At 43.3% G+C, this 22,855-nt stretch carries 22 protein-coding genes; all 22 read left to right on the plus strand.

From position 1 onward, the window contains the following. Positions 1–11: 11 nt before the first annotated feature. The 22 genes from cpu_RS00250 (at position 12) to smpB (ending at position 22,853) form a co-directional block, all read left to right on the plus strand. Positions 12–1,034 carry an alpha-hydroxy-acid oxidizing protein gene (locus tag cpu_RS00250; protein ID WP_075857988.1) on the plus strand — a complete coding sequence of 341 codons (1,023 nt, stop codon included), beginning with the start codon at positions 12–14 and terminating at the stop codon, positions 1,032–1,034. 1 nt (position 1,035) lies between these two features. Beyond that, on the plus strand, positions 1,036–1,992 hold the full coding sequence (locus tag cpu_RS00255) for an ROK family protein (protein WP_075857990.1): 957 nt from the start codon (positions 1,036–1,038) through the stop codon (positions 1,990–1,992). A 13-nt stretch (positions 1,993–2,005) separates the two neighbouring features. After that, positions 2,006–2,749, plus strand: a complete 744-nt coding sequence (locus tag cpu_RS00260; protein ID WP_075857991.1) for a PHP domain-containing protein — start codon at positions 2,006–2,008, stop codon at positions 2,747–2,749. Between the two features lie 21 nt (positions 2,750–2,770). Further along, positions 2,771–3,649 carry an RNase adapter RapZ gene (gene rapZ, locus cpu_RS00265; RefSeq protein WP_075857992.1) on the plus strand — a complete coding sequence of 293 codons (879 nt, stop codon included), beginning with the start codon at positions 2,771–2,773 and terminating at the stop codon, positions 3,647–3,649. Further along, positions 3,646–4,887 carry a gluconeogenesis factor YvcK family protein gene (locus tag cpu_RS00270; protein ID WP_075857993.1) on the plus strand — a complete coding sequence of 414 codons (1,242 nt, stop codon included), beginning with the start codon at positions 3,646–3,648 and terminating at the stop codon, positions 4,885–4,887. The genes rapZ and cpu_RS00270 overlap by 4 nt, the downstream gene beginning before the upstream one ends. Continuing rightward, positions 4,888–5,712 carry a polysaccharide deacetylase family protein gene (locus tag cpu_RS00275; RefSeq protein ID WP_075857994.1) on the plus strand — a complete coding sequence of 275 codons (825 nt, stop codon included), beginning with the start codon at positions 4,888–4,890 and terminating at the stop codon, positions 5,710–5,712. 133 nt (positions 5,713–5,845) lie between these two features. Next, positions 5,846–6,784 carry a DNA-binding protein WhiA gene (whiA, locus tag cpu_RS00280; RefSeq protein ID WP_075857995.1) on the plus strand — a complete coding sequence of 313 codons (939 nt, stop codon included), beginning with the start codon at positions 5,846–5,848 and terminating at the stop codon, positions 6,782–6,784. After that, the gene (locus tag cpu_RS00285; RefSeq protein WP_075857996.1) at positions 6,784–7,758 is read left to right on the plus strand and encodes an MBL fold metallo-hydrolase; all 975 of its coding nucleotides are present in this window, start codon (positions 6,784–6,786) and stop codon (positions 7,756–7,758) included. The genes whiA and cpu_RS00285 overlap by 1 nt, the downstream gene beginning before the upstream one ends. Beyond that, positions 7,755–8,243 (plus strand): acyltransferase, encoded by a 489-nt coding sequence (locus tag cpu_RS00290; protein ID WP_075857997.1) that lies wholly within the window; start codon positions 7,755–7,757, stop codon positions 8,241–8,243. The genes cpu_RS00285 and cpu_RS00290 overlap by 4 nt, the downstream gene beginning before the upstream one ends. Further along, entirely contained in the window at positions 8,236–8,823 is a 588-nt protein-coding gene (locus cpu_RS00295; protein WP_075857999.1) for a DUF1405 domain-containing protein, read from the plus strand. Before cpu_RS00290 ends, cpu_RS00295 begins: the two co-directional genes overlap by 8 nt. Before the next feature lie 64 nt (positions 8,824–8,887). After that, entirely contained in the window at positions 8,888–10,270 is a 1,383-nt protein-coding gene (rpoN, locus tag cpu_RS00300) for an RNA polymerase factor sigma-54 (protein WP_075858001.1), read from the plus strand. 287 nt (positions 10,271–10,557) lie between these two features. After that, positions 10,558–11,565 carry a type I glyceraldehyde-3-phosphate dehydrogenase gene (gene gap / locus cpu_RS00305; RefSeq protein ID WP_075858003.1) on the plus strand — a complete coding sequence of 336 codons (1,008 nt, stop codon included), beginning with the start codon at positions 10,558–10,560 and terminating at the stop codon, positions 11,563–11,565. Positions 11,566–11,614: 49 nt separating this feature from the next. Next, the gene (locus tag cpu_RS00310; protein WP_305764296.1) at positions 11,615–12,802 is read left to right on the plus strand and encodes a phosphoglycerate kinase; all 1,188 of its coding nucleotides are present in this window, start codon (positions 11,615–11,617) and stop codon (positions 12,800–12,802) included. Between the two features lie 17 nt (positions 12,803–12,819). Next, positions 12,820–13,575 carry a triose-phosphate isomerase gene (gene tpiA / locus cpu_RS00315; protein ID WP_075858004.1) on the plus strand — a complete coding sequence of 252 codons (756 nt, stop codon included), beginning with the start codon at positions 12,820–12,822 and terminating at the stop codon, positions 13,573–13,575. Between the two features lie 12 nt (positions 13,576–13,587). Next, positions 13,588–15,108 (plus strand): 2,3-bisphosphoglycerate-independent phosphoglycerate mutase, encoded by a 1,521-nt coding sequence (gene gpmI, locus cpu_RS00320; RefSeq protein ID WP_075858005.1) that lies wholly within the window; start codon positions 13,588–13,590, stop codon positions 15,106–15,108. A gap of 23 nt (positions 15,109–15,131) precedes the next feature. Next, on the plus strand, positions 15,132–16,418 hold the full coding sequence (gene eno, locus cpu_RS00325; RefSeq protein WP_075858007.1) for a phosphopyruvate hydratase: 1,287 nt from the start codon (positions 15,132–15,134) through the stop codon (positions 16,416–16,418). Positions 16,419–16,573: 155 nt separating this feature from the next. Continuing rightward, positions 16,574–16,807 (plus strand): preprotein translocase subunit SecG, encoded by a 234-nt coding sequence (secG, locus tag cpu_RS00330; RefSeq protein WP_075858009.1) that lies wholly within the window; start codon positions 16,574–16,576, stop codon positions 16,805–16,807. Positions 16,808–16,846: 39 nt separating this feature from the next. Then, positions 16,847–18,907: a sodium-translocating pyrophosphatase gene (locus cpu_RS00335; RefSeq protein WP_075858010.1), complete on the plus strand. Its 2,061-nt coding sequence runs from the start codon at positions 16,847–16,849 to the stop codon at positions 18,905–18,907. Between the two features lie 112 nt (positions 18,908–19,019). Continuing rightward, positions 19,020–19,427, plus strand: coding sequence for a PaaI family thioesterase (locus cpu_RS00340; RefSeq protein WP_075858012.1), 408 nt, complete (start codon positions 19,020–19,022; stop codon positions 19,425–19,427). Further along, positions 19,427–19,978 (plus strand): HDIG domain-containing metalloprotein, encoded by a 552-nt coding sequence (locus tag cpu_RS00345; RefSeq protein ID WP_075858013.1) that lies wholly within the window; start codon positions 19,427–19,429, stop codon positions 19,976–19,978. The genes cpu_RS00340 and cpu_RS00345 overlap by 1 nt, the downstream gene beginning before the upstream one ends. Before the next feature lie 90 nt (positions 19,979–20,068). After that, positions 20,069–22,246 carry a ribonuclease R gene (gene rnr, locus cpu_RS00350; RefSeq protein ID WP_075858014.1) on the plus strand — a complete coding sequence of 726 codons (2,178 nt, stop codon included), beginning with the start codon at positions 20,069–20,071 and terminating at the stop codon, positions 22,244–22,246. 157 nt (positions 22,247–22,403) lie between these two features. Next, on the plus strand, positions 22,404–22,853 hold the full coding sequence (smpB, locus tag cpu_RS00355) for an SsrA-binding protein SmpB (protein ID WP_075858015.1): 450 nt from the start codon (positions 22,404–22,406) through the stop codon (positions 22,851–22,853). Positions 22,854–22,855: the final 2 nt, after the last annotated feature.

The raw sequence follows: 22,855 nt of genomic DNA on the forward strand, positions 1-22,855 counted from the left end.
GGGAGAAACTTATGGATTTAAAAGAGATTCGGGCAACTGCTAAAGAAAAACTAAAAGGTTTTTGTCGGGTCTGTCCGGTATGTGATGGCCGGGCTTGTGCTGGAGAAGTTCCGGGAATGGGAGGCGTTGGCACTGGAAGGGCTTTTCAGGAAAATTTACGTGCCCTTGCCCGTTATAAGCTAAATATGCGAACCATTCACGGGGTAAAAGAACCGGATCTAAGTAGTGAGCTTTTTGGAGTACGGGTAAGTATGCCGGTTTTTGTAGCTCCAATTACCGGAACTACTTACAATATGGGTGGAGCATTGACCGAGGAGGAGTATACTCTGGCGGTTACCGAAGGAAGTCAATTAGCCGGAACATTAGCTTTTACCGGCGATGGGGCTGATCCATCGATGTATGGCTCTGGTCTTTTGGCCATTAAAAAAGTAAAGGGAAAAGGTATTCCGGTAATTAAGCCCCGGGCCCAGGAGGAAATAATAAAAAGGATTAAAGAAGCCGAAGAGGCCGGGGCAATGGCTGTGGGTGTGGATATTGACGGTGCCGGCCTTTTAACCATGGCGTTAAAAGGTCAACCGGTAAGTCCGAAAACCTTAGAGGAAGTAATGGAAATTGTAAATTCCACCAAACTTCCTTTTATCTTAAAAGGAATTATGACCCCCGATGAAGCAGAGCTGGCAGTAAAAGCCGGGGCTAAGGCCATAGTTGTTTCGAACCATGGAGGACGGGTATTGGATGAGACTCCCGGAGCAGCTGAGGTATTGCCGGAAATAGCAGCAAAGGTAAAGGGGAAAGCCACGATTTTAGCCGATGGGGGAGTGAGATCCGGCGTTGATGTGTTAAAGCTATTGGCTTTGGGGGCCGACGGGGTCTTAATTGGCCGGCCGGTAATTGTAGCAGCGTTTGGTGGAGGCGCCCAAGGGGTTAAACTTTATCTTGAGAAAATTGCTAAAGAGTTAAGGGAAGCAATGCTTTTAACCGGTGTGGCCCGGGTGACGGAAGTACCAAGAACGGTTATTCGGAAGGAGCAGTAAGATGGAAAACTTTGTTGTGGGAATTGACCTGGGAGGCACCAAAATTTACACAGCTTTAGCCAATTTAAAAGGTGAACTTCTGGCGGAATTGATAGAACCTACCGAAAAAGAGGAAAAAAAACTTTTAAACCAGTTAGGGACAATGGTTAAAGCGGTAATTGCGAAAGCAGGAGTGGCCAAAGAAAAGGTGCTGGGAATCGGAATTGGAGCACCGGGGACAGTGGATTTTCGAACCGGTACGATTATTACTGTTCCCAATCTTCCCTGGCAAAATTATCCTTTAAAAGTAAAACTGCAAGCGCTATTACGCTTACCGGTTGAAGTAGATAACGATGCCAATCTGGCGGCTTTAGGAGAGTATAAATATGGAGTTGGCCGGGGCCATCGAGATATGGTTTATGTTACCGTAAGTACCGGGGTGGGCTCGGGAATAATAATTGATGGACAACTTTACCGGGGAAGTTCCGGCAGTGCCGGTGAACTTGGTCATACGATAGTGGAGCCTGCCGGGCCTCGCTGTAATTGCGGTAGAAGAGGTTGCCTGGAGGTAATGGCCTCAGGCACTGCCATTGGCCTGCGGGCAAGGCAGTTAATAGCCGAGGGCTATGGCCAGGAAATCTTAAAACGAGCTCAGGGAAAAGTAGAAGAAGTCAATGCTAGAATTGTCGGAGAGGCATTTTTAGCAGGAGATTTGGAAGCCAGGGCGATTTTAAAAGAGGCGGCTTTTTATCTGGGGATAGGCCTTGCTAATGTAGTAAACCTCTTAAATCCTTCGTTAATAGCTCTAGGTGGCGGAGTTATGAATATTGGGGAGCCTTTTCTGGAGCTGGTTCGAGAGGAATTAGCGGAAAAAGTTTTACCTCAACCGTATAAAGACTTAACCGTTAAAAAAGCCGAACTTAAAGCCAAAACAGGGGTAATGGGAGCGGTGGCCTTAGCTTTAGAACGGTTTTCCTAAAGGAAGTGGCAGGATGTTTTTGGGTGATTTTCATACCCATTCCCGGTATAGCGATGGTCGGGGTACCCTTAGAGAAAACGTCATGGCAGCTTTAAATAAAGGTTTATGTTTTTACGGAGTTACCGACCATGGCCCGGCCAACATTGGTACCGGGGTTCGGCAGGAAAAGGTATATCTAACTATTAAGGCCGAAGCCCAGAGGTTAAAAAAGGAGTTTCCCGGTATTAATGTTCTGGTAGGGGCGGAAGCGGACGTTATTTCTTTAGAGGGGGATATCGACCTCAGTTTAGAAGTCGTTTCCGCCCTTGATTATTTAATTATCGGTCTACATCCGTATATTTTACCAAAAACCTTAAAAGATGGCTTTTTGTTTGTACTGCCCAACCTTTTAGGGCGGATTTTTCCTGGTATAAAAAGATATCTTATCCGGATAAACACCCGGGCATTAATCCGGGCGATAGAAAAATACCGGCCGCTAGCCGTAAGTCATCCCAATCTTGTTCTACCGGTAGATTTAGAAGCATTAGCTCGGTCTTGTGCTAAAAACGGAGTAGCTTTAGAAATAAATACCGGTCATAAGTATCCTAAGGAGGAGATTGTCAAAGCGGCTTTAAAAACTGGGGCGAAACTTATTGTTAATAGTGATGCCCATTATCCTCACACGGTAGGGGAATTAAAAAGCGGCGAAGAGCTTTTAATGCGTTATAATTTTCCTTTAGAAAGAGTGTTAAATGTTGCTGGTTTTAACGCCAAGTAAAGATTTCTGGTAGGTGGAAGAATGCGTTTTTTAATTGTTACGGGACTTTCGGGGGCAGGTAAAACTCAAGCCATACGAGCCTTAGAGGACCTGGGGTATTTTTGCGTGGACAACCTGCCACCGGTTTTAATGCCCAAGTTTGCGGAACTTGTGGCCCATGCGGAAAATAAAATAGAAAAGGTAGCTTTGGTGGTGGATGTTCGGGGACAGAAGTTTTTTCAGGATTTGGACTGGGCTCTAGGAGAGTTAACCAAGCTTGGAATTAATTATGAAATATTATTTTTAGAAGCCCGGGATGAAGTACTTTTAAAGAGGTTTAAAGCCAATCGCCGCGGGCATCCGTTAGGAGTTCGCGGGAGTCAAATATTAGATAACATTAAAAAGGAAAGAAGCTTTTTGGAAAATTTACGGGCAAGAGCGGATAAAGTCATTGATACTTCAGATTTACAACCGGCAGATTTAAAAAACGAAATTTTAAATTATTACGGCGAACAACAAAGGCGCAGTAAAATTTCCATAAATATTGTAACTTTTGGTTATAAACACGGGCTTCCCTTAGATGCTGACTTAATCATGGATGTTCGTTTTTTACCTAATCCTTTTTACATTAAAGAGCTAAGGCCCCTTTCCGGTAGTGATAAGCCGGTTTATGATTATGTGTTTAATTTTGAAGTTACCAAAAAGTTTACCGAAAAATTTTTAGACCTGTTGGAGTTTTTAATCCCTTTTTACCAAAAAGAAGGGAAAAGTAACCTGGTTATTGCCATTGGTTGTACCGGCGGGCGACACCGGTCGGTAGCTATTGCCAACTTTCTGGCAAAAACGCTTAGCGAACGAAACTATGAGGTGTATTTGCGGCACCGGGATGTGGATAAACACCGGGAGGAAAAGGACGGATGAGAAAAGTTTTGCTGTGGTTCTACCCCGGCCTAAAAATTAAGCGGTATATTTTTTTAATTGGGGCAGGGGTAGTTTTATTTGCTTTGGGGTTTCACCAATTATTAACCAAAAACCAAGATCAATGGATTGTTGTTCTGGGCATAAGTGTTTTTTTATTGGCATATGGTTTTAAAAAGCTGTTAAATTCTGTCTTAAATACCTTATACCCGGGTGAGACGGGAAATGTGATAGAAGAAATTTACCTAAGAAAAAAGCTTTTGCGGGGACCGAAAATAGCGGTTCTTGGCGGTGGAACTGGCCTTTCTACTTTGCTTAGGGGTTTGAAGCATTATACCAGCAATTTAACTGCTATTGTTACGGTGGCGGACGACGGGGGAAGTTCGGGAAGGCTTCGGGAAGAAATGGGAATGCTACCACCGGGGGATATAAGGAACTGCCTGGTAGCTTTAGCCGATAAAGAAAGCTTAATGGAAAGCTTATTGCAATTTCGCTTTACTGAAGGAGATTTAGCGGGGCATAGCATTGGAAATCTTCTTATAGCTGCCCTCTGGAAGATTAGTGGTAATTTTTCCCGGGCAGTTTTTTCCTTGGGGCAAATACTAAAAGTAAGAGGTGTTGTTTACCCTTCGACCGAAGAAAAAGTAGTTTTGCGAGGAATCCTGGCTAACGGGGATGAGGTGGTTGGGGAGAGCAATTTTGGGGAAGTGACTTCGCCAGTTAAAAAAGTATATTTGCATCCAGCAGGAGCTAAAACCCTGCCAGAGGTGGAAAAAGCTATTAGGGATGCGGATTTAATTATTTTAGGGCCGGGAAGCCTATATACCAGTATTATTCCCAATTTGCTGGTAGAAGGTGTTGTTGAAAGTATTAAAAGGAGTAATGCTCCGGTTCTTTATATTATGAACATTATGACGGAAAAAGGGGAAACCTCCGGGTATGATGCTCTTGACCACTTGCAGGCAATTATTGACCACGCAGGACCAATTGTTGATTATGTTTTAATAAACAACGAAAATCCTGCTCCTGAATTGTTAGCAAAATACCGCCGGGAAGGACAGTATCCGGTAAAGGTAGACGAAAAGCTTTTAAAAAAACTGGGGATTAAAAAAGTAATTAAAGCACCAGTGTTAGACCAGAAGCAGTATTTGCGCCATGATCCGGAAAAGCTTGCCCGGGTAATTTTAAATTTTTACCGGGAGGAAATTGCTGAAAAAAATCTTGCAAGTGAGGGATGGTAAATGAAACGAATATTGTTTATAAGTTTATTGGCAGCAATTGCAATTGCTAGCATTGTCACAGTCGGATGGTTTACCGCTTCCAGAGTAACTTTTGCCGATTACCGGGAGCGGGGTGTTATAATCCTCATGTACCATAAAGTAAACCCCGATTGGAAAACCGGTGGTCTTGGCCTTAGAGTGCCACCTCGAGAATTTGACTGGCAGATGCATTTTTTAAAGGAAAATGGTTTTCATGTGGTTTCATTAAACGAAGCGGTAGATTACCTTGAATACGGAAAGCCTCTACCGGAAAAGCCAATTGTTATTACTTTTGATGATGGGTACCGGGATAATTATTATTATGCTTTTCCAATATTAAAAAAGTATGGTTTTAGGGCTACAATTTTTATAATTACCGGAATTGTTGGGAAAACTAATGAGTGGGACGAACGGGAAGGGAAACCGACTAATTATATGTTAACCTGGCAGCAAATCGATGAAATGGCCAAATATGGTATTGAATTTGGAGCTCACACGGTAAATCATCCAAGGCTTACCAAGGTTCCCCTTACGGTGGCCGAGAAGGAAATTGTTGATTCGAAAAAAATGTTAGAAGAGCATTTTAAACGGCCAATTAAGTATTTTTGCTATCCCTACGGCCTTTATAATGATCAGATAATAAAGATTGTTAAAAAAGCTGGATTTCGGGCTGCTACTACTACTAAACTTGGGATAAATACAAAAGGTGTCGATTTATATCAATTAAAAAGAGTTCGGGTTACCGGCCATATGTCGAGAAGGCAATTTGTGGAGCAGTTAGAAAAATATTTAAGGGAAAGGGCCTAGCAAAAAAGGCATAAAAAACCTAGGGATGGGTTAAGTTAAAAATAGAATCCTCCCTTTATTCCCGGAGTGCTCCGGAAGTACCACTCCTGGCCGGTCAGGTGGTTTTATGTTATAATCTTTTTGAGGTGGTAAAATGTCCTTTGCCCGGGAAACTAAAGAGGAATTGGCCCATATCATCCCCCAAAAAAGCTGCTGCCAGCGGGCAGAGCTGGGAGCGTACCTTAAAATGTTAGGGGATTTGGGCATTTCTAATAAAAGGTTAAAACTTACTATTAAAACTCCCCTTTCTTTTTTAGCCCGAAAAATTCTAATTCTTCTAAAAAATTATAGCGGCTTAAAAACTAAAACGATGGTTCAAGACCACGGTCGGCTCATGCAAAAAAATTTTTACTTTATTGAAATTGATGAACGGGTGGAAGAGCTTTTAAAAGAATACGGTTTTTTAGATGATAAAGGAAATTTATCGAACCGAATTAACGAACAATACATTAAAAATGACTGCTGCCGGCGAAGTTTTTTAAGGGGGGTCTTTTTAGCTGGCGGTTCTTTAAATGACCCGTTGGGGGACTATCACTTAGAATTAAATTTGCCCGATGAAGCCTTTGCCCGGCAGGTTCTCAATATTTTACAAAAATACCATTTTACTTTCCGGCTTTTAAAACGAAAAACCATGCCTTTTTTATACTTAAAAGATGCGGAACAAATACTATCATTTTTAAGCTTAATTGGTGCCCACCAGTCCCTTTTGAAATTTGAAAATGTTCGGGTAATGAAAGAAGTGAGAAACCAGGTAAACCGCCTGGTAAACTGCGAGACGGCTAATATCGAAAAAGCAGTGAAAACTGCCGTTAAACAAATTAAGGATATTAAATTAATTAGCGAAAAAATTGGTTTGGAAAGCCTTGACCCTGCCTTAAAAGAAATTGCCCAGTTAAGGCTAAATAACCCGGATTTAAGCTTAAAAGAACTGGGCGGACTTTTAAATCCACCCCTAACTAAATCGGGGGTCAATCATCGTTTCCGTAAACTTGAACAATTGGCGGAAAAAATTAGAAATGGGGCGCTGAGGTGATGGAGATAGATAGACTAGACCGGGAACTTCGAGAAAAAACTGCTTATGGAATTGAGCTGGCCCGGGAGCGATTTAGAAGCAGAAAAAATCTTCAAAGTACGAAGGAAAATTATCTTTTGTTTGCGGGTACTGGTGGAAATCCCGAGGCAGTTTTAACCCAGACTCCTCATACGGCAGGGTTTATTATAAAGTTTGAGGAGTTTTTTATGTGGGTTGATCCCGGACCTTCAGCAATCATGCGGGCAAGGGAGCTAAACATTGATCTTGGAAGCCTGACTGCGGTTTATATTTCCCATGGCCATCAGGATCATTACGGTGGAGCTGAACCGATAATTGAGGGCATGTGCTGGGGCATGTTTGCCCGGCGGGGTTTTCTTCTAGCTCCAGGAAAAGTTTTAGATGATCGGATGATAAGCCCCTTTCATCAGGGGATAAATACCGGTTTTTATTCCGGGGGACCGGAGGTTGTAGCTCTTAAAGCAGGGGTACCGGTAGAGTTAGGGACGGCAGTTTTAACACCGGTAAAAGCCTATCATGGCGAAGAAAATTATGGTTTTATCTTAAAATATAAAAATCTAACAATTGGTTATACCAGTGATACCAATTACATTTTAAGTTACAAAAGCTTTAAGGGAATAAAAAAGGTGGAACGTATGGGGCCAGTAGGTGATTTTATTGAGGTGGAAGGGTATCGGGAAGACATTAAAAAAGCTTATGAAGGTGTGGATATCTTAATTGCTAACGTTACTGCCCACAACTCCTGGATGCACCGCCATTTAACTACTTTGGGACTTGTCCATCTTTTGCAAGGGAGTAAAGTAAAGCTTGCCTTTTTAACCCACTTTAATTATTGCTGTCTTTATCCGGAAGATTTAAGGGAAAAAATGGCCCGGTATGTAGAGGAAAAGACCGGGATTAAAACTCTTGCAGGAATAGATGGTTTAAAAATTGAGTTAAATCCGGAGGAATTATGAGAAAATTATTGGAACACCCAAAGCCAGGGCCGGAAAACTCCATGTACTACTGGAGGAGATATGTGGGGTTTTTTAAAGTAGCCAGGAATTTTATAGTGATTAGTCTTGGCAGGTACATTCCTTTTTTAGGGTTAAAAAGGTGGTTATACCGGTATGGCTTAGGGATGAGAATTGGAGAAAACGTAAGTTTGGGCTTAATGATGATGCCCGATGTGCTTTTTCCGGAATTAATTGAAATCGGGGATAACAGTGTAATAGGCTATAATGCTACCATCTTAACCCATGAATTTCGCGTCGATACCTTTAAAACCGGTGCGGTAAAAATTGGGCGCAATGTTTTAATTGGGGCTAATGTTACGATCTTAGCCGGGATAGAAATTGGCGATGGGGCAATGATAGGGGCAGGGGCGGTGGTAACAAAAGATATTCCCCCAAAAGTGCTGGCAGCGGGCGCTCCCGCCCGGGTGGTGAAAAAGCTTGAGTAAGATTTTTCAAGTTATTGAAGATTATTTAAAACAACCCCGGAAAAAAAATTATGTCCTTATTTTACTTTTTATTAATTTTATTGGAAGTATCTGGGGATACTGGTGGTATTGGGGCCAGCTTTTAAAGGAGCCTTTTTATCTATGGCCGCTAATTCCCGATAGTCCGATGTCGACCACTTTAATTTCCCTTGCTTTATGGTTTATTTTTATTCGACGGGAAATAACCGGATTAACTTTCTGGGCAGGGATAATGTGTTTTAAGTACGGTTTTTGGGCGCTAGGGGTATTAATCCAGTTCTGGATTTTCTCCGGTAGGATTGAGCCGGTCGAGGTAATGTTGTTTTTAAGCCACCTAGGTATGATTATCGAAAGCATTATCTATGTAAAAAATTTACCTGTGAAGAAAAAAGCCTATTTTTTTGGAATCGGCTGGCTTTTCTTTGAAGATATCGTAGATTGGGGCTTTGGCTTACATCCATATCTTTTTTTAGAGAAGCAGTTTTTCTTTGCAGTAATTTTAGCAATAAGCTTAAGTGTCCTAATCACGGTTTATTTTAGAAAATTGGCTCATATAAATTAACAAGAAGGATAATTTCAGGTCTTGGGCGAATAAACTACATAAAGGTTTTTTAGGAGTGAAAGGCATGACGATGGATTTTGGGCTAAATCTAGAGCAAACACAAAAGTTAATTTTAACGCCCGAGCTAAAACAGGCTATAACTATTTTACAATTAAATACTTTAGAACTGGTAAATTTTATTGAACAACAGGTTGAGGCCAATCCGCTTTTAGAGATTGAAAACGATGATGACAAGGAAGTAGACGAGATTGAAGAAATGGAAGAACGCCAGGAAATGCGGGAAATTGCTGAGTATTTTGCTGACTCGAGCGATTTAGGTCCGGGGTTTAGTCAAAAGGATGAGGAAAAGAGAAGTTATGAGCCAGCCAGTAGTGCTGATAATAGTTTATGGGAGCATTTATCTTTTCAGCTGCATTTTTTAAAATTGCCCCAGCTGGATAATAAAATAGGCGAGTTTATTATTGGAAATATTGATGAAAACGGTTATTTAACCTGTGCACCGGAGGAAATAGCGGAAATTTTAAAGATCGAAAAAGAGGTAGTTTTAAGGGTTTTAAAAATTATTCAAAACTTTGATCCACCTGGAGTAGGTGCCCGGGGACTTTTAGAATGCCTTTTAATTCAGGCAGAGCAGAAAAATCTGTTAACCCCATTAATTAAAGAAATAATTACCAATTATCTTCCGGATTTAGCCCAGAGTAAATATTTAAAAGTAGCCAATCGCCTGGGGGTAGCGGTGGAAGAAGTATACCGGGCGATGGAAGTTATCAAAAGCTTGGATCCCAAACCAGGAAGGAATTTTGCAGCATTAAAAGAAGTGAGATACGTAGTTCCGGATATTACTGTAGAAAAAGTAGAAGGAGAGTATATTATTTTAGTTAATGATAGCCTGTTGCCGCGTTTAAATATCAATAATGTGTACCGGAATATTTTAAAGCAAAAGGGACACGATGAAAAAACCAAAAAGTATGTAGAGAAAAAATTAAATCAGGCAATCTGGCTTATAAAAAGTATTGAGCAACGTCGTTTTACTTTGTATCGTGTGGCCCGTTTTATTGTTGACTACCAGAGGGAATTTCTAGAGTACGGCCTTAAGTATTTAAAGCCGCTAACTTTAAAACAGGTAGCCAAGGAACTTAATTTACACGAGTCCACCATTTCCAGAGCCTGTGCCAATAAATATATGGCAACTCCCCGGGGAACTTTTGAACTGAAGTATTTCTTTGCAACGGCTTTGGAAAGCGAGAAGGGGAATTTTTCTTCCTCTACCAGCATTAAAGCGCAAATTAAAGAACTAATTGCCCGGGAAAATCCCCAGGATCCTTTATCTGACCAGAAAATTGCCGATATTTTAACCCAGGGGGGCGTAAAGATTTCCCGTAGGACCGTTGCAAAGTACCGGGAAGAGCTGGGGATTTTAGCGGCGGCTAAGAGAAGAAAAGTGTAGAAATTACGACGGGCGCAAGCCCGTTTTTCTTTTTGATATATTGAGCAAATTCCAAAAACTTCAACCGGGCAAATTGTTAAAATGCCTTTAAGGTAAAAGGCGACTGACCTGTTTAAAGTTACTACTGCTATTTGACAAGTATGCTTTTAAAATTCAAAAAATAAAGATATTTTTTCTGAAAAATGTTTTATACGTTTAAAACTTGCCTACCTTAGAATAATCGTTTTATAATACAAGAGAAGCAATCTAAGTTTTTCCATTTAATTTTCCATAAAGGAGGAGTTAGAATGGCGGTTAAAGTAGGGATTAACGGTTTTGGCCGGATTGGCCGGAACATGTTTCGTGCTGCCTTAAACAATCCGGAAATTGAAATTGTAGCGGTAAACGATTTAGCCGATGCTAAAACTTTAGCTCACCTCTTAAAATATGACTCGGTTCATGGTATTTTTGGTGCAGAAGTAGAAGCCAAAGACGATGCTCTAGTGGTCAACGGCAAAGAAGTTAAAGTTTATGCCGAAAAAGACCCGGCTAACTTACCCTGGAAGGAGTTAGGAGTAGAAATAGCCATTGAGTCGACCGGTAAGTTCACTAAAAAAGCTGATGCTGCTAAACACTTAGAAGCTGGCGCCAAAAAAGTTATCATTTCCGCTCCAGCTACCGATGAAGACATTACCATCGTAATGGGGGTAAACCAGGATAAATACGATCCAGCCAATCACCACGTGATTTCCAATGCTTCCTGCACCACCAACTGCTTAGCTCCCGTTGCTAAAGTGCTGCATGAAAAATTCGGTATAGTTAAAGGCCTGATGACTACCGTTCACTCTTATACCAACGACCAGCGGATTTTGGACCTGCCTCATAAAGACCTGCGCCGGGCCCGGGCAGCAGCGACTTCCATCATTCCTACCACTACCGGTGCAGCAAAAGCAGTTGCCTTGGTTCTTCCCGAATTAAAGGGTAAATTAAACGGTTTTGCGATGCGGGTACCAACTCCAAACGTTTCGGTAGTTGACCTGGTGGTTGAATTAGAAAAGTCCGCTTCCAAAGAAGAAATTAATGAAGCCTTAAAAGCTGCAGCGGAAGGAGAATTAAAAGGGATTCTCGGTTATACGGACCTGCCTTTGGTGTCAGTAGATTTTAACGGCAATCCTTTAAGCTCCATTGTTGACGGCCTTTCTACCATGGTAATTGAAGGCAACATGGCTAAAGTGGTTTCCTGGTATGATAATGAATGGGGTTACTCCAACCGCCTGGTGGACCTTGCGGTATACATTGCAAAAAAAGGCTTATAATAATGGGGGCAAAGTCCCCCGTTTCCCATTTTAAGAAGGGAAGGTGATAATGGTGAATAAAAAGACGGTAAAAGATGTGGACTTAAAAGATAAAAAAGTTTTTGTGCGGGTTGATTTTAACGTACCTTTAAATGATAACCGGGAGATAACCGATGATACCCGGATCCGAGCAGCCCTTCCTACCCTCCAGTACTTGAGAGAACAAGGGGCTAAACTTATCGTCGCCTCCCACCTGGGCCGACCCAAAGGCCAGTTTAACGAAAAATACAGCTTAAAGCCGGTGGCTAAAAGATTAGCCGAGCTTCTTGGTATAGAGGTTAAAATGGCTCCGGATGTCGTAGGGCCTGTTGTTGAACAAATGGCTCAGGAATTGCAGCCGGGAGAAGTACTTCTTTTAGAGAACGTCCGCTTTTATCCCGAAGAAGAAAAAAATGATCCGGAATTTGCCCGGAAACTGGCGCGGCTTGCCGAAATTTTTGTCAACGATGCCTTTGGGGCTGCTCACCGGGCTCATGCTTCTACCGCCGGTATAGCATCGTATTTACCAGCTGTAGCTGGATTTTTAATGGAAAAAGAAATTAACTTCCTTTCCCGGGCATTAAATAACCCGGAACGTCCGTTTGTGGCTATTATTGGTGGAGCCAAGGTTTCCGATAAAATCGGAGTGATTGAAAATCTTCTCGGCAAAGTTGATGCTCTTTTAATTGGCGGTGGCATGGCCAACACCTTTTTAAAAGCTATGGGCTATGAAACCGGAAAATCTTTGGTGGAAGAGGATAAAGTAAATTTAGCCGGGGAGTTAATGAATAAAGCAAAAGAAATAGGAGTTAAACTTTTACTGCCGAGTGACGTGGTGGTGGCTCCCAGGATTGAAGCGGGGATACTCAGCAAAATTGTGGCGGTAGACAGCATACCTGCTGAAGAAATGGCTTTGGATATTGGCGATAAGACTTCTGAACTCTTCCGGGAAGAGATTTTAAAGGCTAAAACCATTGTCTGGAACGGCCCTATGGGGGTTTTTGAGGTAGAGCCCTTTGACCGGGGGACTGTAGCGGTTGCTGAAGCAGTAGCCGTAAGTGGAGCTCTTTCCGTGGTCGGCGGTGGAGACTCGGTTGCGGCGGTAGAAAAGGCCGGCGTTGCGGACAAAATAACCCATATTTCCACCGGTGGGGGAGCATCCTTAGAATTTTTAGAAGGAAAAAAACTTCCGGGAGTAGAAGTTTTAAACGATAAATAATTTAATGGAGGGTGGGTATGAGAACACCTTTTATTGCTGGCAACTGGAAAATGTATAAAACCCCTATCGAGGCGGCCGGATTTGTCCGGGAGCTCATCGATAGCTTAAAAGATGTTAACGGTGTGGACGTGGCAGTTTGTCCGCCTTTTCCTGCCCTGTGGCCGGTTAAGGAAGCTTTAGAGAGTAGCAATATTGCGCTGGGAGCCCAGAACATGCATTTTGAAAAGGAAGGGGCTTTTACCGGTGAAGTATCTCCGGCCATGCTTCAAGATATAGGGGTTAAGTACGTAATCTTAGGACACTCCGAGCGGAGAGCTTACTTTGGGGAAACGGACGAACTTATTAACCAGAAAATAAAGGCAGCTTTTACCTGGGGTTTAAATCCTATTTTATGCGTTGGGGAAACCTTAAGCGAGCGGGAACAGGGAATTACCAAAGCAGTGGTGGAAATCCAGGTGCGAAAAGGTTTGTTAGGAGTTACTCCGGAACAGGCAGAAAAGTTAACTTTAGCGTACGAGCCGGTCTGGGCTATCGGTACAGGGAAAACCGCAACCCCTGAAGATGCCCAGGAGGTTTGCAGTTTTATTCGAGAAACCCTGGCCAGTCTTTTTGGCCGGGAAGTGGCGGCAAAGATTCGCATTCAATATGGCGGTAGCGTGAAACCGGAAAACATCAAGGAACTTATGGCAGAGCCAGATATTGACGGGGCTTTAGTGGGCGGTGCCAGCTTAAAAGTAGATAGCTTTACCGCAATTGTCAAAGGCAGTATTTAAGGAGGACTTAAAGTGCCGGTATTACTGACAATATTAGACGGCTGGGGTATAGCAGAAACTACCTATGGCAACAGTATAAAAGCGGCGGGAACTCCCAATTTCAATCGGTACTGGGATAATTACCCCCATACAATTTTAGAGGCCTCGGGACTTGCGGTAGGTCTTCCCCGCGGGCAGATGGGCAACTCGGAGGTTGGCCACCTCAACATGGGGGCCGGAAGGATTGTTTACCAGGAATTAACCCGGATTACCAAAGAAATAGAAGAAGGCAGCTTTTTCCAAAATCGTGAGCTTTTAGAGGCTATAAATCATGCCCAAGAAACAGGAGGCAATCTCCACCTCATGGGTTTATTGTCCGATGGTGGGGTACATAGCCATATTGAACACCTCTTTGCCTTGTTAGAACTTTGCCGCCGGGGAAATTTTCCGCGGGTGTTTATTCATGCTTTTTTGGATGGGCGGGATGTCCCTCCCAAAAACGCCCAGGAGTATATAGAAGCTTTAGAAGCCCGGTTAAAAGAACTTGGCTTTGGGCAGATTGCTACTGTTATGGGCCGGTATTACGCCATGGACCGGGATAAGCGCTGGGAGCGGACGGAAAAAGCTTACCGGGCCCTGGTATTTGGGGAAGGGTTTAAAGTAACAGAACCGGAGGCGGCGGTAGCTTTAGCTTACGATCGTGGAGAAACTGATGAATTTGTTGCTCCCACGGTGGTTTTGACTCCCGAAGGTCAGCCCCGGGGATTAGTTAAAGAAGGAGATAGCATCATCTTTTTCAATTTCCGCCCCGACCGGGCCCGCCAGATAACAAGAGCTTTTGTGGACGACGACTTTACCGGCTTTAACCGGAAAAAGATAGAAAATCTACATTTTGTTTGTTTTACTCAGTACGATAAAACGATCAAAGCGCCAATAGCTTTTTTACCCCAGCCGATTGAAAATTGCTTGGGCGAATATCTTTCCAAAAAACAAAAAAAGCAGCTTAGAATTGCCGAAACGGAAAAATACGCTCATGTGACCTTTTTCTTTAACGGTGGAGTAGAAAAACCCTATCCTGGGGAAGAAAGAATATTAATCCCTTCGCCGAAAGTTGCAACTTACGATTTAAAACCGGAAATGAGTGCTTATGAAGTCACGGAAAAGCTTTTAGAGGAAATGGAAAAGGGATACGATTTAATTGTTTTAAATTACGCCAATCCCGATATGGTTGGCCATACCGGGGTGTTTGAAGCTGCAGTACAAGCTATAAAAGCGGTGGACGAATGCCTGGGAAGGGTAGTAGATAAGTTTTTATCTTTAGGAGGTACGGCCATAATTACGGCTGACCACGGCAATGCGGAAAAAATGCTTGAAGAAGATGGCAGCCCGCATACCGCGCATACCACAAATCCAGTCCCTTTTATTTTAGTGGGGGAAAAATACCGGGGAATTAAGTTAAAGGAAAAGGGAAGTCTGGCTAATGTGGCCCCGACAATTTTAAAAATTTTAGAGCTGGATATACCAAAGGAAATGACCAGTGAGCCGTTATTTTAAATTTTAAGAAGGAGGGGTTTTTGATGAGCGAGATTCGGGAAGTAATTGCCCGGGAAATTTTAGACTCCCGGGGAAATCCAACGGTAGAAGTGGATGTAATTTTAGAAGACGGTAGCTGGGGCAGAGCTGCAGTACCGTCCGGGGCTTCTACGGGAGCCTTTGAAGCGGTGGAACTTCGGGATAATGATCCGAAAAGGTACCTGGGCAAAGGGGTAACTCAGGCGGTGGAAAATGTAAATTCCATAATTGGTCCGGAAATACTGGGGTTTGATGCTCTGGACCAAGTGGGCATTGATGAATATTTAATTGAATTAGACGGTACTCCCAATAAAGGTAAGCTTGGTGCCAACGCTATCCTTGGAGTATCGATGGCGGTGGCTAAAGCGGCGGCCAACTATCTTGGGCTTCCCCTTTACCGCTATCTGGGGGGAACCAATGCCCGGGTACTGCCGGCTCCGATGATGAACATCTTAAACGGTGGTAAACATGCCGACAATAATGTTGATATTCAGGAATTTATGATTATGCCTTTAGGTGCCGACTCTTTTGGGGAAGCTTTAAGAATGGGAGCTGAAGTTTTCCACAATTTAAAGAAAGTTTTAAAAGGTAAAGGCTACAATACTGCTGTAGGAGATGAGGGTGGCTTTGCTCCAAATCTCAAGTCTAACGAAGAAGCAATTGAAGTTATAGTGGAGGCTATTGAGAAAGCAGGTTTTACTCCTGGAAAAGATATTTATATCGCCCTTGATGTGGCTGCCACCGAACTTTATAAAGATGGCTTTTATGTTCTTGAAGGAGAAGGTGTAAAAAAGACGGCTAGCGAAATGGTTGAGTATTACGAAAAACTCAGTGCTAAATATCCTATTATCAGCATTGAAGATGGAATGAGCGAAGAGGATTGGGAAGGTTGGAAGCTCTTAACCGAACGGCTCGGCAAGAAAATTCAGCTGGTGGGTGACGACCTTTTTGTGACAAACGTTGAGCGGCTGCAAAAAGGGATTTCGTTGGGAGTTGCCAACAGTATTTTGATTAAGTTAAACCAAATCGGTACCATTACCGAAACTTTAAATGCCATTGAGCTCGCCCGGCAAAATGGGTATACGGCGGTGATTTCTCACCGTTCCGGTGAAACTGAAGATACTACTTTAGCGGATCTGGCAGTGGCGGTCAATGCCGGGATGATTAAAACCGGAGCACCATCTAGAACTGACCGGGTAGCAAAATACAACCAGCTTTTAAGAATTGAGGAAGAATTGGACTACACTGCTATTTACAAAGGGCTTAAAGCTTTTTATAATATAAAAGCGTAATTTTTTAAATTGCGGTCGGGAAGGAGCCTTCCCGGCCTTAAACTATCTTTTTAACTTTACGGTATATGTATAAATATTTAAAATAGTTAGAAAATTATTGTTTACCAATTTAAAATATGATATAATTTTTTTGGTTTTTAAGGAGGTGAGGCGGGGTGGCCGTACTAAAGGGGATATTAATTTTTATCCATATTTTAGCTGCATTTGGAGTAATTGCGGCAGTTCTTCTCCAATCCGGGAAAAGTGCCGGACTTTCCGGTTCTATTGCTGGGGGGGCAGAGGTGCTCTTTGGTAAGAAAAAAGGGCTGGACGAACTGTTTGAAAAAATGACCATAATAGCGGTAATTTTATTTATGGTTTTATCCTTGGTTTTGGCGTTACTTTTTTAAAAATATAAATTCTAATTAATAACTTGAGGAGGGTGAGAAATGGAAAACGGGTTGACCTTAGCTTATTACGGTCTGGGAGCGGGTATTTTAGCCATTCTTTTTGCCCTGTATCTCTTTTCCTCTGTTTTAAAGGAAGATATGGGGAATGAAAAAATGCGGGAAATTTCCCAGGCAATTTTTGAAGGGGCAATGGCTTATTTAAACCGCCAGTACAAAACGCTTATTCCTTTTGCTCTGGTAGTATTTGTTCTCTTAGTGGTAGGTTTTGGTTATAAAGAAGGAGACTTTGGCTACGGGCTTAAAGTTGGTGTATCGTTCTTAGTAGGTGCTATTGCATCAGCTCTTGCCGGTTATGCCGGGATGACCAGTACTACCAAAGCCAATGCCCGGACTACCCAGGCAGCGAGAAAAAGCTTGAATGCCGCTTTAAATGTGGCTTTTAGAGCTGGCGGCGTTATGGGGATGTCCGTTGCCGGCCTTGGCTTATTAGGTGTTTCGGCCTTATATATCATCTTTAAAGATGTTCATGTTATTGATAGCTTTGCCTTTGGGGCTTCGGCTATTGCTTTCTTTGCCCGGGTTGGCGGGGGAATTTACACTAAAGCTGCTGACGTTGGTGCTGACCTGGTGGGTAAAGTAGAAGCTGGTATTCCCGAAGATGACCCGAGAAACCCTGCTGTTATTGCGGACAACGTTGGGGACAACGTGGGAGACACCGCTGGTATGGGTGCTGACCTGTTTGAGTCTTACGGTGCTACTACCATGGCGGCAATGCTTTTGGGCCTTACCTTTGCCCAAAATCACGGCTTTAGCGAAGTTTTAGGTGCAACTTTCCCCTTGGTCCTTGGTGCTGCGGGGATTGTAGCGGCTATCATTAGTACTTTCTTTGTGCGGACTTCCGAAGATGGAAATCCCCAGATGGCCTTAAATATAGGCCTGTGGTCTACTAACTTTATTACAGCAATTTTTACCTATGGTTTAGCCCAGTATATTTTTGGCAGTGAATGGGCGCTGAAGATTTTCATTGCCGTAGTTTCCGGACTCATTGTTAACGTCGCTATTGGTTCGTTAACGGAATATTATACTTCGAACCTAAAACCACCGGCTCAAAAAATTGCTGAGGCATCCACTACTGGACCTGCGACTAACATCATTGCCGGAATTGCCGTAGGTATGCGGAGTACTTACTTACCGATTATTGTAATTGTAGCTGCTATTATGGTGGGCTACTGGGCTGCTGGTTTTTACGGTATTGCTTTGGCTGCAATGGGGATGCTGGCTACTGCTGGTATGGTGGTAGCGGTGGATTCTTTTGGCCCGGTGGCGGATAACGCCGGCGGTATTGCGGAAATGGCCGAACTTGGCCCGGAAATCCGGAACAAAACCGATAAGCTCGATGCGGTGGGGAACACCACTGCAGCGGTAGCTAAAGGGTTTGCTATAGGTTCTGCAGCATTAACCGCCCTTGCTCTGTTCTCCGCTTATACCGATCTAGCCAAAGCCAATCCTAACTTGCAAAAGTATCTGGTAAACGGTCAGTTTAACTTAAATATTACTGATCCGTGGGTATTAGTAGGTCTCTTCTTAGGTGGTACTGTTGCCTTTTTAGTAGCGGCGTTAACTATGGAATCGGTGGGGAAAGCAGCCTTTGACATGATTGAGGAGGTCCGGCGGCAATTTAGAGAAATTCCCGGCTTAATGGAAGGGAAAGCCCGGCCGGACTACGCTCGCTGTGTATCGATCAGTACTGCAGCGGCTATTCGGCAGATGATTGCTCCCGGTTTACTGGCAGTAGGTGCACCTCTGGCGATAGGCTTTATTTTAGGCTTTAAAGCTTTAACCGGATACTTAGCTGGTGTTACTGCTACTGGCGTGCTTCTTGCCATTTATATGGCCAATGCCGGTGGAGCCTGGGATAACGCCAAGAAGTACATCGAAGCTGGAAACCTCGGGGGTAAAGGCAGCGACGTTCATAAGGCAGCGGTAGTTGGTGATACCGTTGGCGACCCCTTCAAAGATACCTCTGGTCCTGCCATGAACCCGTTAATGAAAGTAGCTGGAACCTTTGCATTGATAATTGTTCCCCTTTTATTGCGCTAATAAGTACGTTAAAGCAGCCCTAATATGTAGGGCTGCTTTTTTGTTACCTTACCCAATCTTGCCGCGGAAGAAATTACCTGCTAAAATGAGACCAGAAAGGATGGTATGGGGCATGGACGAGGAGGAAAAATCCCCAAACTACTGTTTTGCCTGCGGGAAAGATAATCCTTATGGTCTAAAGTTAGAGTTTTCTTATATTAATGAGGAGGCAGTAGCGGAATTTACGGCCCGGCCGGAACACCAGGGTTATCCTGGAGTAATGCACGGGGGGCTTATAGTTACGTTATTAGATGAAGCTATGGCCCAGTGGCTTTCCTTTAACGGTGTTCGGGCGGTCACTGCGGAAATGAGTATTAAATTTAAAAAACCGGTGCCTATTGGAGTGCCCCTTACGGTAAAAGGGAAAATGATTTATAAAAAACGGAAAATTTACGAAATGGAAGGCTATGTTTTCGGGCCGGAGGAACAAATACTGGCTTTTGCGGTGGCAAAATTCTGGCAAACGGAGGGGGAGAAGTAATGGATAGGGAACAGGCATACCGGGAACTTACTAAAAGAGTGAAAAGCCCCAATTTACTAAAACATATGTTAGCGACGGAAGCGGTGATGCGGGAACTGGCGAGGCATTTTGGTGAAGATGAGGAGTTATGGGGATTAGCCGGACTTTTACACGATATTGATTATGATGAAACAAAAGATGATCCCCGGAAGCATAGTTTAATAGGAGCGGAAATCCTGGAAAAACTCGGACTTCCCGCAGAAGTGGTCTATGCGGTCAAGGTTCATAACGAAGCCCATGGCCTGCCGCGTAAATCCCGTTTGGATAAGGCTTTATATGCCGTAGACCCTTTAACGGGTCTGATAGTTGCTGGAGCTTTGATCCGTCCGGAGAAAAAATTAGAAGCGGTAACGGTGGATTTTCTTTTAAATCGCTTCCATGAAAAATCTTTTGCCCGGGGGGCCAAGCGCGAACAAATAGCAGCCTGCAGTGAAATTGGCTTGACTTTGGAAGAATTTTTAGCTATTGCTTTAAAAGCGATGCAGGAAATTCACGAGGAGTTAGGTTTATAGGCGGGGAAGGTGTACCCGCCTTTTGACATAATTGTAGTAAATTTAGGTGAAAATAAGGGACGAAGTGACTTTAAAAGGAGGAAAGAATAAATGAGAGAAAAAATTTTGGAGTATTTAATAAAAGCTAATGCTCCGCAGTACCTCGATAAAATCATCGAAGGTCTTGGCCTTACTGATGTTTCGGAAATAAAAAAATTGATTGCGGCTTTAAGAGATTTGGAAAAAGAAGGAGAAGTGTATGTAACAAAGGCCGGTAAATATGGTCTTCCCGAGCAAATGAACATGGTGCGTGGAAAGATTCAGGGGCATCCGAAAGGATTTGCCTTTTTAATTCCCGAGGACCGGGAAAAGCAGGATGTATTTATTTCTCCCACCAATTTAAAAGGAGCCATGCACAACGATCGGGTGTTGGTAAGATATCTTCCTTTTTCCGATGGTAACCGTCCGGAGGGAGAAGTGGTAAAAATTTTAGAGCGGGCCAATAAAACAGTGGTAGGAAGTTTTTACCGCCGGCGCCACTACGGATTGGTGGAACCGGATGATGAGCGGATTACCAGTGCCATTATTGTGCCACCGGGGAAAAAGGGAGTTCGGGTAAAAGACGGGGAAAAAGTGGTGGTGGAAATTACTGCCTATCCGAAAAAGGGGGAACTGCCGGAAGGAAAAATTGTGGAAGTTTTGGGTGACCCAGAAGATCCGGAAACCCGGTTAAATGCCATAATTAAAAAGTATGGTCTATTAGATGCTTTTAAAACTGAGACCATTAAAGAGGCAAAGGCCGTATCTTCCGAAATTGGCCCGGAAGAATTAAAAGGGCGGCGGGATTTACGGGGGGAAATGATTGTTACCATTGACGATGAAGACGCCAAGGATTTAGACGATGCGGTGAGCTTGGTAAAGCTTTCTAACGGTAATTACCAGTTAGGAGTGCATATCGCCGATGTCTCGTATTACGTGCGGGAAGGTTCGGCTTTGGATAAAGAAGCGTTGGAGCGGGGAACCAGTGTTTACCTTGCGGGTAAAGTGTTGCCGATGCTTCCCCCGGAGTTGTCCAATGGAATTTGCAGCTTAAATCCCCAGGTGGACCGGTTAACCCTATCGGTGGTAATGGAAATTACTCCCGCCGGAGAAGTGGTAAGTCATGAAATTTTTCCGTCGGTTATCAAGACCCGGGCCCGGCTTACCTACACCATTGTGAAAAAAGCTGTTTTGGATAAAGATCCAAAAGCCAGGGAAGAGCTCGGGGATTTGGTGCTCATGTTGGAGGAAATGGCCAACCTTGCCATGATTTTAAGAAAGCGCCGGCTTGAGCGGGGGGCAATTGATTTTGACCTTCCCGAAGCGAAAGTAATTCTGGACGATAAAGGGGAAGTGGTGGATATCGTCCGGCGGGAGCGAAACATTGCCCACCAGTTAATTGAGGAGTTTATGTTAATAACCAACGAAACGGTAGCGGAAAGATTTTTCTGGCAGGAAGTGCCGTTTTTGTACCGGATTCACGAAGATCCCGACGAAGGGAAAATCCAAAGCTTAAAAGAGTTTTTAAGGCTTTTTGGTTATAACTTAAAAGGTGGCCGGGACGGGAAATACCACCCCCGCGAATTTCAACGGCTTTTGGAAAAAGTGGCGGGGAGGAAGGAAGAAAGGGTAATCAATGCGGTCATGCTGCGGTCAATGAAACAAGCTCGTTATTCGGCGGAAAGAATCTGGCATTTTGGCCTTGCGGCGGAATACTACACCCACTTTACTTCACCCATTCGCCGTTACCCCGATTTAATGATTCACCGGATAATCCGGGAAGTATTAGAAGGGAAACTTACCCCGCGGCGGGAAGCAAAACTTGCCAAAATTTTACCAAAAGTGGCAAAGCACTCCTCGGAGATGGAACGGCGGGCGATGGAAGCGGAACGGGAATCGGTGGAAATGCGGATGGTGGAATTTATGGCAGGAAAAGAAGGCACCGAATACGATGCAATTATTTCGGGAGTTACTTCTTATGGCTTCTTTGTGCAGCTACCAAATTTAATAGAGGGACTGGTACGGGTCTCTTCCCTTGAGGATGATTATTACCTTTATGACGAAAAAAGCTATGCTTTAATTGGCCGACGGACAAAGAAAGTCTTTCGTCTGGGAGACGAAGTGCGGGTAAGGGTGATAAAAGTAAATACTGTGTCCAGGGAAATTGACTTTGTCTTGGTTAGCAAAAAAGGGGAAAGCCCCAATACCAGGGAGTCGGCCGAGGAAATTTTAGAAAGAATCGTGAAGTAAACTACATCTCTCTTTTTTGGTGAAATAGTTAATAATATTTTGCGTTGGAATTAATTTACGGGAGTGATCTGCTAAGATATATTTAGCCAGGACTACTTTTTGCTCTTAAGTATGATATAATAATTTAAGCCAGTCATTTTTGTAAGGGGAATCATTTATGGAGAAAGTAATTACAGAAAACCGTAAGGCTTTTCATGATTATCATATTTTGGAAAAATACGAAGCAGGTATTTCTTTAAAAGGAACCGAAGTAAAATCGATCCGTCTGGGTCGGGTAAATTTAAGGGATAGCTTTGCCCGGATTGAAAACGGTGAACTCTGGCTTTACAACATGCATATAAGTCCCTATGAGCAGGGGAACCGCTTTAACCACGAACCTAAGAGACCTCGAAAGCTATTAATGCATAAAAGGGAGATTATGCGCCTTTTTGGTAAAACCAGGGAAAAGGGTTTAACATTGGTACCATTAAAGCTTTACTTTAAAGGAAATTATGCTAAAATAGAATTGGGCTTAGCTAAAGGGAAAAAGATTTACGACAAACGGGAAGAGATGGCAAAAAGGGATGCAGCCAGAGAAATTGAGAAGGCTCTTCGAGCTCGTTATTAACC

It is taken from the genome of Carboxydothermus pertinax, from assembly GCF_001950255.1.
Lineage (GTDB): Bacteria > Bacillota > Z-2901 > Carboxydothermales > Carboxydothermaceae > Carboxydothermus > Carboxydothermus pertinax.

Bases quoted from the DNA above. Each gene is read 5' to 3' on its own strand.
- cpu_RS00250 (WP_075857988.1), top strand. From the start codon at position 12: ATGGATTTAAAAGAGATTCGGGCAACTGCTAAAGAAAAACTAAAAGGT.
- cpu_RS00255 (WP_075857990.1), top strand. From the start codon at position 1,036: ATGGAAAACTTTGTTGTGGGAATTGACCTGGGAGGCACCAAAATTTAC.
- cpu_RS00260 (WP_075857991.1), top strand. From the start codon at position 2,006: ATGTTTTTGGGTGATTTTCATACCCATTCCCGGTATAGCGATGGTCGG.
- rapZ (WP_075857992.1), top strand. From the start codon at position 2,771: ATGCGTTTTTTAATTGTTACGGGACTTTCGGGGGCAGGTAAAACTCAA.
- cpu_RS00270 (WP_075857993.1), top strand. From the start codon at position 3,646: ATGAGAAAAGTTTTGCTGTGGTTCTACCCCGGCCTAAAAATTAAGCGG.
- cpu_RS00275 (WP_075857994.1), top strand. From the start codon at position 4,888: ATGAAACGAATATTGTTTATAAGTTTATTGGCAGCAATTGCAATTGCT.
- whiA (WP_075857995.1), top strand. From the start codon at position 5,846: ATGTCCTTTGCCCGGGAAACTAAAGAGGAATTGGCCCATATCATCCCC.
- cpu_RS00285 (WP_075857996.1), top strand. From the start codon at position 6,784: ATGGAGATAGATAGACTAGACCGGGAACTTCGAGAAAAAACTGCTTAT.
- cpu_RS00290 (WP_075857997.1), top strand. From the start codon at position 7,755: ATGAGAAAATTATTGGAACACCCAAAGCCAGGGCCGGAAAACTCCATG.
- rpoN (WP_075858001.1), top strand. From the start codon at position 8,888: ATGACGATGGATTTTGGGCTAAATCTAGAGCAAACACAAAAGTTAATT.
- gap (WP_075858003.1), top strand. From the start codon at position 10,558: ATGGCGGTTAAAGTAGGGATTAACGGTTTTGGCCGGATTGGCCGGAAC.
- cpu_RS00310 (WP_305764296.1), top strand. From the start codon at position 11,615: ATGGTGAATAAAAAGACGGTAAAAGATGTGGACTTAAAAGATAAAAAA.
- tpiA (WP_075858004.1), top strand. From the start codon at position 12,820: ATGAGAACACCTTTTATTGCTGGCAACTGGAAAATGTATAAAACCCCT.
- eno (WP_075858007.1), top strand. From the start codon at position 15,132: ATGAGCGAGATTCGGGAAGTAATTGCCCGGGAAATTTTAGACTCCCGG.
- cpu_RS00335 (WP_075858010.1), top strand. From the start codon at position 16,847: ATGGAAAACGGGTTGACCTTAGCTTATTACGGTCTGGGAGCGGGTATT.
- cpu_RS00340 (WP_075858012.1), top strand. From the start codon at position 19,020: ATGGACGAGGAGGAAAAATCCCCAAACTACTGTTTTGCCTGCGGGAAA.
- cpu_RS00345 (WP_075858013.1), top strand. From the start codon at position 19,427: ATGGATAGGGAACAGGCATACCGGGAACTTACTAAAAGAGTGAAAAGC.
- rnr (WP_075858014.1), top strand. From the start codon at position 20,069: ATGAGAGAAAAAATTTTGGAGTATTTAATAAAAGCTAATGCTCCGCAG.
- smpB (WP_075858015.1), top strand. From the start codon at position 22,404: ATGGAGAAAGTAATTACAGAAAACCGTAAGGCTTTTCATGATTATCAT.